The sequence below is a fragment of the Pseudomonas fluorescens genome (assembly GCF_902497745.1).
Classification (GTDB): Bacteria; Pseudomonadota; Gammaproteobacteria; order Pseudomonadales; family Pseudomonadaceae; genus Aquipseudomonas; species Aquipseudomonas fluorescens_BM.
Window position 1 is genome coordinate 24918 of record NZ_CABVHJ010000018.1, and the last position, 13872, is coordinate 38789.

A 13872-nucleotide genomic window follows, 5' to 3' on the forward strand; every position below is an offset into this window, starting at 1 on the left:
ACCTCGCGGTAAGCCTTTTTTGTTTGCGTACTACCCTCAATCCCCCAACGCTTCGCCTTCACGCCGTGGATCCGCGCCCCCCTCCAACGACGCTTTCCCCTGTGCATCCTTGACTCGCACGATGGCCTGGGTGCCGCTGGTCATGTCGATTTCATTCACCGCATGCCCTTTGGCTTTCAGCGCCTGAATCAGCGCCGGGCTGAATTGTCCTTGTTCCAGTTCGGTCGGACCGTTGCGGCTGCCGAAGTTGGGCAGGCTGATGGCGCTTTGCGGGTCGAGGTGCCAGTCGAGCAGGCCGACGGTGGTTTTCGCCACGTATTCGATGATTTGCGAACCTCCGGGCGAGCCGACCGTAGCGACGAATTCCCCGCTGGCGCGATCGAAGATCAGCGTTGGCGCCATCGACGAGCGTGGACGTTTGCCGGGTTCGACGCGGTTGGCGACTTTCTGGCCGTTCTCTTCGGGGATGAACGAGAAGTCGGTCATCTGGTTGTTCAGCAGAAAGCCCTGAACCATCAGGTGCGAGCCGAACGCGGCTTCGATGGTGGTGGTCATCGACACGGCACCGCCAAGGTCATCCACCGCGACCACTTGCGAGGTAGAGATGCGCAGCGGCGAGCGGTCCGGGGCGTAGGCCACTTGTACGCCCGGCGGTGTGCCCGGTTTGGCGCTGCCCATGCTGCGTTCGCCGATCAGGCCGGCGCGGCTGGCGAGATAACCCGGATCGACCAGGCCTTTGACCGGCACTGGCACAAAGTCGGTGTCGGCGACGTATTGCGCGCGATCGGCGTAGGCCAGACGTTCGGCTTCGGCGATCAGATGCACGGCTTGCGGATCCGGTTCAATGCCGGCCGGTTTGTCGGTTTTAACTGGTTTCAGCGGCGTCAGGGAAAGGCGTGGATCGCGGGTTTCCAGCGCCTGTAATGTGCCGAGAATCTGTGCCACGGCGATCCCGCCCGACGACGGTGGCGGCATGCCGCAAACCTGCCAGCGCTTGTAATCAGTGCACAGCGGCGCACGCTCCTTGGCCTGATAGCGCTGCAGATCATTAAGCGTCAGGCTGCCGGCGTTCGTGTGGCCCTGCACCTTGGCGACGATTTCTTCGGCGATCGGACCTTTGTACAAGGCATCCGCGCCTTCATTGGCGATGCGTTTGAGCACTGCTGCCAGCGCCGGGTTTTGCAGGCGTGTGCCGACGGCTTTGACGCTGCCATCGGCGTTGAGGAAATACTTGGCCATATCAGGCGACTTGCGGATCACCGGGTCCGATTCCAGCAGCGAGTGCAAGCGCGGGGAGATCGCAAAGCCTTGCTCGGACAGTTTGATCGCCGGTTCAAACAGCTTCGCCCAGGGCAGGCGACCGTGCTGTTTATGGGCCATCTCCAGTGCGCGCAATACGCCCGGCGTACCCACCGAACGACCACCGATCTGCGCCTGCGGGAACGACATCGGTTGGCCATCGGCGCGCAGGAATAGCTTCTCGGTGGCGCCAGCCGGTGCGGTTTCGCGGCCGTCATAAGTGCGCACCTGTTTACCGTCCCACAACACGATCATCGCGCCGCCGCCGATCCCGGATGACTGTGGTTCAACCAGGGTCAGCACCGCTTGCATCGCAATCGCCGCATCAATCGCCGAACCGCCCTGACGCAGCATCTCGCGCCCGGCTTCAGCAGCCAGAGGGTTGGCAGCCGCTGCCATGTGCTTGCTGGCGTGACGGGTTTGCAGATCGGTGCGGAAACCGGACGCGGCTTCCGGGGCCAGCGGCAAAGTCGAGGTGGGCGGGGCGTTGCACGCGGTGAGGGTCAGGGCGCTGATGATCAGCGTCAGGGCAGGCAGGCGAAAGCGGCTCAAGGGCAAGGCTGAAAACACGCGGGCTCTCCGTCCGTGGGATAAAAGTCTCAGGGACTTTATCGACCGCTCGGTCGCGACGCAAACCGGTGGGCATTTTTGTCTTTCTTTTCGGGGCGGATGTTCGCTAGGGTCAACCGCAAATCCGTTGAGTTGCACTGAGCACCTGTGGGAGCGAGCTTGCTCGCGAATGCGCAGTGTCAGTCGGCAGAAATGTTGAATGTACAACCGCTTTCGCGAGCAGGCTCGCTCCCACAAATACAAGATCAACAAGAGACCAATATGCACAGCGAGTTCCCCACCGAATCCAGCTACCGCGATCAACGCGAACAGTTCATCACCGCCGCCAATGCCGCCGGCGCCACGCTCACCTGTTACGCGCATCCACGTTGCGGCCCTTTTGGCGAACCGCTGAGCACCGACGTCGCCGTGCTCGGCAATCCGCAGGCCATACGCCGGCTGGTAACGCTCAGCGGTACGCACGGCGTCGAGGGCTATTACGGCTCGGATTGTCAGATCGATTGGCTGAAGGCATTCGTACCGGGCTCGCTGCCCAAGGATGTCGCGGTGGTGATGGTGCACCTGATCAACCCATGGGGCACCGCATGGCTGCGCCGGGTCAACGAAGACAACATTGACCTCAACCGCAATCATCTGGATTTCACAGGACCGCTGCCGGACAACCGCGCTTACGCCGCACTGCATGAAATCTACGCCTGCACCGATTTGCACGGCCCTGAGCGGCAACGCGCCGATGCCTTGCTCGATGCGCAAATCAACGAACACGGCTGGCCGGCGGTAATGTCGATTGTCGAGGGCGGTCAGCACAGCCATCCCCATGGCCTGTTCTACGGCGGCCGAGCGCCGAGCTGGTCGAATCGCACGTTGCATCAAATCGTCGATGCGCATCTGGCTGGCGCTGAAACCGTGATGTGTTTCGACCTGCACACCGGCGCTGGCGAATACGGTCATCCGATGTTGCTGACCATCACCCAGGCGCCGTACCCGGCACTCGCGCAGGCCCAGGCGATTTATGGTCCATGGCTTTACACCCTGCACACCGGCGCCGACACGTTGAGCGAAACCGGAGTGGCAGCGACGGCTACCGGATACACCTCGCAAGCGTTGCTCAATGCTTTACCGGACGTGCAGTTGATGCCGTTCGTGATCGAGTGCGGGACGTATCCGGGGCCGGCTGTACATCGGCATTTGCGTGATGACCATTGGCTGCATTTGCATGGCGATCCGCTGGATGCTGTAGGACGTGAAATCAAACTGAATCTGCTCGAGCAGTTCTATCCAGCTGATCCGGATTGGCGGGCGATGGTGGGGCAGCGCACTCGACAGATCTGGGCGAAAGGGTTGGCGGCGCTGACAGGCTGAAAACCAGATGAGGGGAAAAATCCCCCCTCACGAAATCGCACTTTTCTCGAGGCATAAAAAAACGGCCTACCTTTCGGTAAGCCGTTTTTAGTACTTGGTGGCTACACAGGGACTTGAACCCCGGACCCCAGCATTATGAATGCTATGCTCTAACCAACTGAGCTATGTAGCCAAGTGGCGCGCATTATTCCCCTGAAATGGAAAAGCGTCAAGCGTAAATTTAAAATTTTTTCTACGCTTTCAACCGTTTATCAAAATCACTGCCTCAACAGCGGCGAAGGGCAGCGTTGGAACCAGCGACTGGCCTGTTCATAAGCGTGCGCCAATTGCAGGACAGCGAAGTCAGCCTGGTGCTTGCCGATGATTTGCAGCCCCATCGGTAAACCCTGCGCATTGAACCCCGCCTGGACGTTGGCGACCGGGCAACCCGATAGCGTGCCGGGGATGACCACCTCCATCCAGCGGTGATACGTGTCCATCGCAACGCCCTCAATCGATGTCGGCCACGGCTGGGTTTTATCGAACGGGAACACTTGGGCGCTGGGCAGCAGCAGGTAATCGTACTTTTCGAACAGACGAGAAATCGCCCGATACCAATCGCTGCGCACCACCGAGGCGGCAAACACTTCACTGGCCGATAGCTTCAAGCCGTTTTCCACTTCCCAGATTGCCTCCGGTTTCAACAACGCGCGTTTCTGTGGGTCTGCATACGTCGCGCCCAAAGACCCCGCGACCAGCCAGTGCCGCAACGTCCGCCAACTGCTCCACAGCCGCTCAGGCGCGAAATCCGGCTCAACCGACTCAACGTGGCAGCCAAGGCTCTCAAAATCAGCAAAGGTCTTCTCGCACAGCGAGAGCACGCCTTGCTCCATCGGCAGATAACCACCGAAGTTACCCAGCCAACCCAATCGCGTGCCTTTGCAATCACGCCCCAACGGCGCCGCAAACGCCTCACCGGATTCAGCGATGGACAACGGCGCCCGCGCATCGCCGCCGGCCTGTACCGACAACAGCAACGCCGCATCCCTCACGCAGCGCGCCATCGGCCCCTCATAACCGAGCTGATCAAAAAACAGATCAGCACTGTCATCAAACGGCACACGCCCCTGTGACGGGCGAAAACCAAAGATATTGTTGAACGCCGCCGGATTGCGCAGCGAGCCCATCATGTCGCTGCCATCCGCCACCGGCACCAGATGCATCGCCAGTGCCGCCGCCGCGCCGCCACTGCTGCCGCCTGCCGTTTTGCTCGGGTCATACGCGCAAGCGGTGGCGCCAAACAACGGGTTATAGCTTTGCGAACCGAGACCGAATTCCGGGGTGTTGGTCTTGCCGATAATGATCGCGCCGGCTGCCTTGATCCGTTCGACCATGATGCCGTCGCGCTCAGGCACAAAGTCCTTGTACAGCGGCGAACCCAGCGTGGTGCGAATGCCTTGGGTCAGCGACAGATCCTTGATTGCATGGGGCAGACCATGCATCCAGCCACGGTATTGGCCACGCGCCAGTTCGGCATCGCGTTCATCGGCCTGAGCCAGCAGATGTTCCGGTGATTGCAGGCTGATCAGCGCATTCACCAACGGATTGAAACGTTCGATATGGGCAAGGTAAGTCTGCATCACTTCCCGGCAGGACACCTGACGCAGACGGATGCGTTCGGCGAGCTCATGAGCCTGTAACAGGACCAGTTCGCTGATGTTATTAGAGTTCATTGCAAGCGGCCTTTCAGACGGCTGGAAAAACGCCCCGCCAGTGCGACGGGGCGGTAAAGATCAACGCATCAGGTTGGTCCAGAGACGGTCGGCGAGGCGGATCGCACCCTCGCCGCAAGTCTTGCTGAACACCACGTTGGTGCCCTCGGGAATGTGCAGTTCCGGCGCATCCTTGAGCGCCGCGTCGAGGAACGGTTCGACGCCTTTGATCGGGCTCTGGTGCTTGAGGAAATTCTGCGTCATCGCCGAGTTTTCCGGCTGGCTGAGGAAGGCGATAAACGCCTTGGCATTCGCCGGATTCTTGCTGCCGGTGGGGATGACCATGTTGTCGACCCAGGCCAGCACGCCTTCTTTCGGGTAGAGGTATTTCAGCGTCGGTTTCATCTCGCGAGCACGCATCGATGAGCCACCCCAGAACATCGACATGTCGATTTCACCGGAAGCGAGATTCTCGCGAATCGAACCGGCCTTGGAGCTGTAGGTTTTCACGAACGGCTTCTGCGCCTTGAGCAGCGTCAGCACTTGCTGCATCTGCTTCGGGTCTTCGCTGCACAGTGGAATATTCAGATAGAGGCTGGCCATGTCGACCATGTCGCTGACCGAGTCGAACATGTTGATGCGCCCCTGCAGCTCGGCTGGCGGCTCATACAAAACCTTGTAGCTGTCGGCCGGGCCTTTGTAGCGCGCGCTGTCGAGGACGACGCTGGTGGTGCCCCAAATGAACGGCACCGAATACGCGCCCTCCGGGTCCCAACTCGGTTTTTTCAAGTTATCCACAACGCTGGCGTAGTAGGGCTCCTTGACCGGGTCGAAGCGCTCCAGCAGGTTTTCCTTGATCAGGATCGGAATGAACTGGTGCGACGGAATCGCCACGTCATAACCGGCGCCGCCCTGTTTCAACTTCGCCAACAAGGTCTCGTTGGAGTCGTAGGAATCGACGGTGACTTCGATGCCGGTCTGCTTCTGGAACCTGGCGAGAATCTCCGGCGAAAAGTAGCCACTCCAACTGACCACGTTGAGTTTTTCGGCGGCCTGAACACTCGCGGCCATGCTCAGCGGCACAGTCAGAAACAACGAAGTGCCGATGCTTTTTATCCACTTGCTCATGCTATTTCCCCACAGGTCGTAGAAGGTTCAGGCGTTCTTTTTGCCCAACAGGTAAGAGAGGCTGACGAACAGCACCGAGACGCCGAGGATCAGCGTCGATACGGCGTTGACGTCGGGTGTCACGCCCATGCGCAGCAGGCCGAAAATGAAGATCGGCAGGGTCGTGGTGCCGGCCTGCGAGACCATCATCGAGATCACGAAGTTATCCAGCGAGACGATGAAGGCCAGCATCAGCCCGGAGAAAATCCCCGGCATCAGCAGCGGCAAAGTCACTTTGCGAAAGGTTCGCCAAGGGCCGGCGTAGAGGTCGGCGGAGGCTTGTTCCAGCGACAGGTCCATGTCATTCAGCCGCGCGCGAATTGGCAGGTAGGCGAAGGGAATGCAGAACACCGTATGGGCGATGATCAGGTTGCCGTAACCCAGCGACAGACCGATGGTCGAGAACAGTGCCAGCGTCGCCACACCGACGACGATTTCCGGCAACACCAGCGGCAACATGATCGCGCCCATCGACAAGTGCAGGCCCTTGAACTTGGCCCCGCGCGAGGTGCCGAGGGCGGCGAGGGTGGCAATCGCCGTGGCGATCATGCTCGCGCACACCGCAATCAACAGGCTGTTGCCGGCGGCCTGGCGCAAGGCCTGATTGGCGAACGCGGCGCGATACCAGTCGAGGCTGAAACCGGTCCACACCGTGGCCGATTGGTTGGCGTTGAACGAGAACACCACCAGCACCACGATCGGCGCGTAGAGGTACAGATAGAACAGAAAACTGAAGCCGCCGAAACCGGGAAAGTCCTGCACGCCCAGCCCTTTGCGTTTGAATAGCGCGAGCATTACGCACCTCCTTTGGCGATGCGCTGGCGCTCGGCGCGCAAGGCATAAACGGTCAGCACCAGCATCACGGCGGCCATCAGCACCAGCGACAACGCTGCGCCAAACGGCCAGTTACGCGCATCGCTGAACTGCCGGAAGATCAGGTTGCCGAGCATCATTCGCGTGCCACCGCCGAGCAATTCCGGAGCGATCATCGCGCCCAGGCACGGTACGAAGGTGAGGATGGCGCCGGCGAGAATTCCCGGTTTGGCGATCGGTAACACCACTTTGCGCAAGGTGCGCACGCGGCCGGCATACAGGTCCTGCGCGGCTTCGAGCAGGCGGATATCCATCTTTTCCAGCGTCGCGTAAATCGGCAACACCACGAACGGCGCGTAGGTGTAAACCAGCCCCAGCAGCACCGCGCCGTCGGTGTACAACAACTGCAACGGTTCATGGATAACGCCCATGCCCATCAGGCTGTTGTTGATCACGCCGGTGTTACGCAGCAGCAGAATCCACGCGTAGGTGCGGATCAGCAGGTTGGCCCAGAACGGCACGGTGATCAGAAAGATCAGCAAGCCGCGACGATGCGCCGGCTGCATCGCCAGCCACACGGCGACCGGAAATCCGATCAGCAAGGTGATGATGGTGGTCAGCCCGGCGATGCCAATCGAGCGCAGGGCGATGATCAAATACGAGTCGGCAAACGCGAGGCTGTCGTCCAGTTGCCGTTCGAACAGCAGCGAGGTGTAGGCGTCGCTGCTGAAGACTTTATTGACCCCACCATAGGGGTTGGCTTCCATCAGCGAATAGCCGATGACGATCAGAATCGGCACCAGCAGAAACAGGCCGATGGCGATCAGCGCCGGGCTGACCCCGAGGAAACTCTGGAAGGCTTTGCGCCGCTCCAGCGTGTTGGCAATCGGTAAGGTGTGCATGGCAATTCCTCCGGCTCAATCGTGCAGAACGCTGGCGCTGCCCTGGTCGAATAACAGACCGGCCTGAGAGCCGACCGCAAAGCGCAGGCTCTGGTCGACGCAGTTGGGTGTACGCACGGTGAGGCGCGAACCGTCGCTGAGGCTGACCTGATATTGCAGATCGGTGCCGAGATAGATCTGCGCTTCGATCCGGCACGGCAACGCGTTTTCGCTGTTGGACGGCAGCAGATGCAGGCGCTCCGGGCGTACCGACAAGGTCACGCTGGCGCCGACTGCCACGTCGCTGCACGGTTGCGCTGGCAGCGGATGCCCGGCAGGCCCGGCGAACCACGCCAAGCCGTCTTCCACGCGAGTGACTGAGCCTTCGATGAAGTTGGTTTCGCCGATGAAGTCGGCGACGAAGCGATTGCGCGGACGTTCGTAAATGTCTTCCGGCCGCCCGACCTGCTGCACTTCGCCTTCAGACAACACGGCGATGCGGTCGGACATGGTCAGCGCTTCTTCCTGGTCGTGGGTGACGAAGATGAAGGTGATGCCGGTCTTGGCCTGGATGGTTTTCAACTCTTCACGCATCGCCTGACGCAGCTTGAGATCGAGTGCCGACAGCGGCTCATCGAGCAGCAACACTTTCGGATGCGGCGCCAAAGCGCGGGCGAGGGCGACACGTTGTTGCTGGCCGCCGGACAGTTGCGCCGGTTTGCGATTGGCGAAGCGCTCCATTTGCACCAGCGCCAGCATCTCGCGCACACGCTCGGTAATTTGCGCTTTGGTGAGGACTTTGCCCATCGGCTGTGATTCGAGGCCGAAGGCGAGGTTCTCGGCGATGGTCATGTGCGGGAACAGCGCGTAATGCTGAAACACCGTGTTGACCGGACGCTGGAAGGGCGGGCGATCAGCGATGTTTTCGCCGTAGAGGAGAATCTCGCCTTCGGTGGGAAATTCGAAACCGGCAATCATCCGCAGCAGCGTGGTCTTGCCGCAGCCGGAAGGGCCGAGAAGGGTGAAGAATTCATTGTCGCGGATGTCCAGGTCGATGCTTTTCAGCGCCACCGGACCGGTCTGCGGATCACCGTAAACCTTGCGCACTGAGCGGATCGAGACCGCCAGCGTTTGCAGCGAATGCAGGGCATTCATGCGTTACCTCCGATTCCCCCATCGCCTGCGACTCGCTTCGCAAAGCGTGCCGTCGGGCCATGGATATTATTTTTTTGGGCAGGATCGAGATTGCGTTCAGGTGTGAAACCAGCTGTTTTTTTGTTTTGCTGTGGCTCGATTATCAGCCAGGGGTTGCGCGGCGCGACACTTCAATTTAAACATGGCAGGTGTTAGTTAATTTAACAGCCGAAGGTGCCAGGAATCATGCCCGACCACCGTTTGCCGCCGCTCAACGCGGTGCGCGCCTTTGATGCCGCTGCGCGTTTGGGCAGCTACGTCGAAGCCTCGAAAGCCCTGCACGTGACCCAGCCTGCGATTGGCCGCCATGTGAAGTTGCTTGAGGACTGGTTGGGCATTCAACTGTTTGAGCGCACCTCGCGCGGGGTCAACCTGACGCCGGCGGGCGAGAAGTACCACCGCAAGATCAGCACTGCTTTGCAACTGATCATCGAAGCCGGCAAGGAAGCCCGGCCGAAAGATGCCGAGCGCTGGCTGCGGATCATGGTGGTGCCTGGTTTCGCCAAGCGTTGGCTGATGCCGAGGATCGAAGCGCTGCGTCATCTGCGCCCGGGATTGAAACTGGCGATCGAGCCGAATTCGACCTTCACCGAAGTGGATGGCAAGAGCGCCGATCTCGGCATCGTCTACGGCCTCGACGGGCAATATGCCGACTCACGGGAAGCGCTGATTTGTCCTCGGGTTTTCCCGATCTGCACGCCGGCGTATCTGGCCAGCATCGCACCGATCAACAGCCCGGCCGATCTGGTCAGCCACGAACTGATCCACGTCGATGACGGCGAATGGTGGAACCTGTGGTTCGCCGCGCACGACCTCGATATCCACCTCAATTCCGACATGCTCTACGTCAACAATGACCACGCGCTGTCAGTCGCCGAGAGCGGGCAGGGCATCGCGCTGGCCAACGAAGTGCTGGTGCGCCATGAGCTGGCCAGCGGCAAACTGGTGCGTGCGGTCGATGCTCAGGTGAAGCTTGAGAGCTATCGAGTGCTGACGCCGTCCGCCGAACTCTCGGCGGATGTGGCGTGGTTTATTCAATGGCTCAAGGCTGAGCTGGAAGCGGACTTCCCCGAGGCCGTGATCAACTGAGGCGGAAGCGTGCGGTGTTGTTGCTCAGCGCTTTGCTGCCTTGGCTCAGTGTGTCTGCGGCAAGATTCACTGCGCGTGCACCTTCGAGCAAACGCACGGCAGCCTGATCGACCTGCTGGATATTGCCGCTGACCTCGTCGGCGGTGCTGGCCTGTTCCTCTACCGCCGTGGCGATCTGCGCCAATGTGTCGGTGACGCTCTGCACGGCGCTGGCGATTTCGCCCAGGCGTTCACCGAGACCGGTGACCGACTCGGCATCGGTTTGCGCCTGGCTGCACGCCGCTTCCATCAGAGTCACGGCTTCATTGACCGTGGCGCGCAAGCTGTCGACGGTGCCAGCGATCTGCGCGGTTGACGATTGTGTGCGTTGCGACAGGCTGCGCACCTCATCAGCGACCACGGCAAAGCCACGTCCCTGTTCACCGGCTCGCGCAGCTTCGATGGCCGCGTTGAGCGCGAGCAGATTGGTCTGTTCGGCTACGCCGCGAATGGTGTCGACCACCAATTGAATCTGCTGGCCTTGCTCGCTGACCCGGCCCAACGCCGCTGCGGTGTCGTTGAGGCGTTGATTGAGCTGCTGAATACTCGCCGTGGTGCGCTGGCTGTCGCGGCTGCTGTCGGCGGCGATGCGCCGGGTGTGTTGGGCGCTGCCGGAAGCCTGTTCGCAACTCTGCGCCACGCCTTGCGAGGTCGCGGCCAATTGCGTAGCAGCTGCGGCGATCTGGCTGATCTGCAACTGCTGCGCTTCGACTTCGCCCAGGGCGCCGCTGGAGTGTTCGTTAAGGCTGCGCACGGCATGGCTCAACTGCGAGGTTTCGTGATCGACACCGAGCATGCTGCTGCGCAGTTGCACCACGGCAACGTTGAGCGCGGTGCTGATCGCCGCCAGCTCATCGCGGCCCACCACCGGCACTTGCAGGCTGAGGTTGCCATCGCGCAGGGCTTCGGCGAGCAGGGTGATGCCGCTGGCGCTGCGGCGGATCGAGGCTTGCAGGCAGACGAACAAATACAGCGCCGCGAGCAGCAAGCAGCCGAAGATGGCTGCAACGATGATGAACTGACGGATCGCCGAGCTGTGGTAAGCGTCGAGTCGCTGATCCAGCGACACTAGCGATTGCTGGCGCAGGGCGGCGAGGTCGGTCAGCAAGGCATCGAGGCTGCGTTCGAAGTCTTCTGGTTTGAGATTGATGCTGCCGCCGAACACACCGTCATCCAGCACCTTCAGACCGCTGTCGAGGTGTTTGAGGCTGTCGTGGTATTGGCTGGCCCAGCTCTGCTGATCTTTCGGCAGACGTGCTTCAAGCAGCGTGGCCGTTTTCACCAGTTGCTCGCGGGCATCACCGATGCGACTGCGCAGGTCGCGTAATTGCAGACGGCTTTGCAAGGTGAATTGGCCGGAGACGACAGAAGCCTGGCCGACTGCAGCGAGACGTCCGACGCGTTCGATCAGGTCCGGCGCGTGCTGCGTGGCGATTTGCGTCAGCAGGTAGGTTTCCAGCCACGGTGCGAGGGTCAGGCGATTGTCCATGACGATCTGCTCGCGTAACGCTTGCAGGGCGCTGAGGGCGTTGGTGAAACGGTCGTAACCGTCCGGCCACCAGCCGACGCTGCTGAGGCTTTTCGAGTCCAGGCCATTGAGTGCGGTTTGCAGCGCCTGATAGCGGCTTAGGGTTTCGCCTTCGGCACCTTCGTTTTTCAGCGCGTTGCCCAAGTCCGTGGTGGCTTGCAGAACTGCCGGTTGCACCGCGTCGAAAGCAGCCATGGCGGCGAGAGTGGCTGGTGTCGGCTGACGATTGGTTTCCGTTGCGCGCCAGCGGGCGGCGCGGTCGCGTTGCGCGGCGAGCAGGTTGTCCAGCGCATCGAGTGCGAGCAACTGGCGCACGCCGGCACGTTCGCCGGAAATCAGATTGAGCTTGTCGCGATAGTCCTGGCCGATCATCAACAGGCTGCCGGCCAACGGCAGAATGAACAGCAGAAACAACAACTGGAATTTACCTGCGAAGCCAAAACGCCCCAGCAATTTGATCCCCAGTGAAAGGAAAGCCTGCATGCCCCATGACTCCTCTGGACACCACGCACCATCGGCGTGCATCGCGCTCGTTTCGATCGCGACCTGTGCCCTGCTAAAAGGCCTCGAAAGTTCACTCTCGCCCGCTCTGTAGGCCGGCTCTGTAGCGAAACTTCCCATTGTCGGTCGCCTTTGTAAGGCGCCCGCGTTCAAGGGGAGAAGCAAGGCAAGATTCAGACCATGGCGTTGCGCTATCACCTATCCCAAGTAGGAGCTGCCGAAGGCTGCGATCTTTTGATCTTTGTTTTCAAGATCAAGATCAAAAGATCGCAGCCTTCGGCAGCTCCTACATGATTCGGTCAGGTTGGTTAGTTAGCTGGCTAAGGGGATGGCGCTGGCGCACCGAAAAATGGCACATTGACGCACCTGCCTGTGTGCACCCATCTGCTGTCCGGAAACTTCCATGGCTATCAGCAACGTTCAGACCGCCGCTGCCTCGGCGCCCGCTGCTCCGCAAAGCAGTCTATTGGTGATGCGTATCATCGGCGCGGTGGCGCTGGCGCATTTGATCAACGATCTGATCCAGTCGGTGTTGCCGTCGATCTACCCGATGCTCAAGGCTAATTACGGCCTGACCTTTACTCAGGTCGGCCTGATTACTTTGACCTTTCAACTGACGGCCTCACTGCTGCAACCGTGGGTCGGTTATCACACCGATCGGCATCCGAAACCGTGGCTGTTGCCGGCGGGTTCGATCTGCACGCTGATTGGCATTGTGATGATGTCGATGGTCGGCAGTTTCCCGCTGATTCTGCTGGCGGCGGCGCTGATCGGGATCGGTTCCTCGACGTTCCATCCTGAAGCCTCGCGGATTGCCCGGCTGGCCTCGGGCGGACGTTTTGGACTGGCGCAATCGACCTTCCAGGTTGGTGGTAACGCCGGTTCCGCGTTCGGCCCGTTGCTGGCGGCGGCGATCATTATTCCCTTCGGTCAGGCCAACGTGGCGTGGTTCGGTTTGTTCGCGGTGTTTGCGCTGTTTGTGCTGTACCGCATCAGCCGCTGGTACGCGCACCACTTGAACCTGTTCAAGCTCAAGGCCGGTCAGGCAGCGACTCACGGGCTGTCGAAGGGCAGGGTGACCAGTGCGTTGGTGGTGCTGGGGCTGTTGGTATTTTCGAAGTATTTCTACATGGCCAGCCTGACCAGTTACTTCACCTTCTACCTGATCGAGAAGTTCGACCTGTCGGTGGCCAGTTCGCAGCTGCACTTGTTTCTGTTCCTCGGTGCAGTGGCGGCGGGGACCTTCTTCGGCGGGCCGATTGGCGACAAGATCGGGCGTAAAGCGGTGATCTGGTTCTCGATCCTCGGCGTGGCGCCGTTCACGTTGCTGATGCCCCACGTTGACCTGTTCTGGACCACGGTTCTCAGCGTTGTGATCGGTTTCATTCTGGCGTCGGCGTTTTCGGCGATTGTGGTGTATGCGCAGGAACTGGTGCCGGGCAATGTTGGGATGATTGCCGGAATCTTCTTCGGTCTGATGTTTGGTTTCGGCGGGATTGGCGCGGCGTTGCTGGGGCATCTGGCGGATATTCACGGGATTGAGTACGTGTATTTTCTGTGCTCGTTTCTGCCGTTGTTTGGCGTGTTGGCGATCTTCTTGCCGCGCACCAAAAAGGCCTGACGCCACACGACTCAAACTGTGGGAGCGAGCCTGCTCGCGAATGCGGTGTGTCATCCGCAGCGATGTGGCTGACACTCCCTCTTCGCGAGCAAGCTCGCTCCCACAGGGTGAATGTGT

General features: G+C 60.5%; 10 protein-coding genes and 1 tRNA gene. 3 read left to right on the plus strand and 8 right to left on the minus strand.

The window, feature by feature from the left end:
* Nucleotides 1-36: 36 nt before the first annotated feature.
* Nucleotides 37-1869, minus strand: coding sequence for a gamma-glutamyltransferase (gene ggt / locus F8N44_RS23680; RefSeq protein WP_150652001.1), 1833 nt, complete (start codon nt 1867-1869; stop codon nt 37-39).
* Between the two features lie 261 nt (nt 1870-2130).
* On the opposite strand from ggt, the gene F8N44_RS23685 reads away from it, so the two are divergent.
* Nucleotides 2131-3231, plus strand: coding sequence for a DUF2817 domain-containing protein (locus tag F8N44_RS23685; protein WP_150652002.1), 1101 nt, complete (start codon nt 2131-2133; stop codon nt 3229-3231).
* A 95-nt stretch (nt 3232-3326) separates the two neighbouring features.
* Here F8N44_RS23685 and F8N44_RS23690 read toward each other — a convergent pair.
* The 6 genes from F8N44_RS23690 to F8N44_RS23715 all read right to left on the minus strand — a co-directional run bounded on the left by F8N44_RS23690 (nt 3327) and on the right by F8N44_RS23715 (nt 8938).
* Nucleotides 3327-3403: transfer RNA gene (locus F8N44_RS23690), tRNA-Met, on the minus strand.
* Between the two features lie 85 nt (nt 3404-3488).
* On the minus strand, nt 3489-4943 hold the full coding sequence (locus tag F8N44_RS23695) for an amidase (RefSeq protein ID WP_150652003.1): 1455 nt from the start codon (nt 4941-4943) through the stop codon (nt 3489-3491).
* A 60-nt stretch (nt 4944-5003) separates the two neighbouring features.
* Entirely contained in the window at nt 5004-6050 is a 1047-nt protein-coding gene (locus tag F8N44_RS23700) for an extracellular solute-binding protein (RefSeq protein ID WP_150652004.1), read from the minus strand.
* A 27-nt stretch (nt 6051-6077) separates the two neighbouring features.
* Complete coding sequence (locus tag F8N44_RS23705; protein WP_007912916.1) at nt 6078-6884, minus strand: ABC transporter permease; 807 nt, start codon at nt 6882-6884, stop codon at nt 6078-6080.
* Nucleotides 6884-7804 (minus strand): ABC transporter permease, encoded by a 921-nt coding sequence (locus tag F8N44_RS23710; protein ID WP_150652005.1) that lies wholly within the window; start codon nt 7802-7804, stop codon nt 6884-6886. Before F8N44_RS23710 ends, F8N44_RS23705 begins: the two co-directional genes overlap by 1 nt.
* A gap of 15 nt (nt 7805-7819) precedes the next feature.
* On the minus strand, nt 7820-8938 hold the full coding sequence (locus F8N44_RS23715) for an ABC transporter ATP-binding protein (protein WP_150652006.1): 1119 nt from the start codon (nt 8936-8938) through the stop codon (nt 7820-7822).
* 225 nt (nt 8939-9163) lie between these two features.
* Here F8N44_RS23715 and F8N44_RS23720 point away from each other — a divergent pair, with 225 nt between their 5' ends.
* Nucleotides 9164-10066: a LysR substrate-binding domain-containing protein gene (locus F8N44_RS23720; RefSeq protein WP_150652007.1), complete on the plus strand. Its 903-nt coding sequence runs from the start codon at nt 9164-9166 to the stop codon at nt 10064-10066.
* On the opposite strand, the gene F8N44_RS23725 is transcribed toward F8N44_RS23720, so the two are convergent.
* Nucleotides 10059-12116, minus strand: coding sequence for a methyl-accepting chemotaxis protein (locus F8N44_RS23725; RefSeq protein WP_150652008.1), 2058 nt, complete (start codon nt 12114-12116; stop codon nt 10059-10061). The two genes, F8N44_RS23720 and F8N44_RS23725, sit on opposite strands and share 8 nt — an antisense overlap.
* 421 nt (nt 12117-12537) lie before the next feature.
* Between F8N44_RS23725 and F8N44_RS23730 the strand changes: the two genes are divergently transcribed.
* Entirely contained in the window at nt 12538-13755 is a 1218-nt protein-coding gene (locus tag F8N44_RS23730) for an MFS transporter (protein ID WP_150652009.1), read from the plus strand.
* Nucleotides 13756-13872 lie beyond the last annotated feature (117 nt).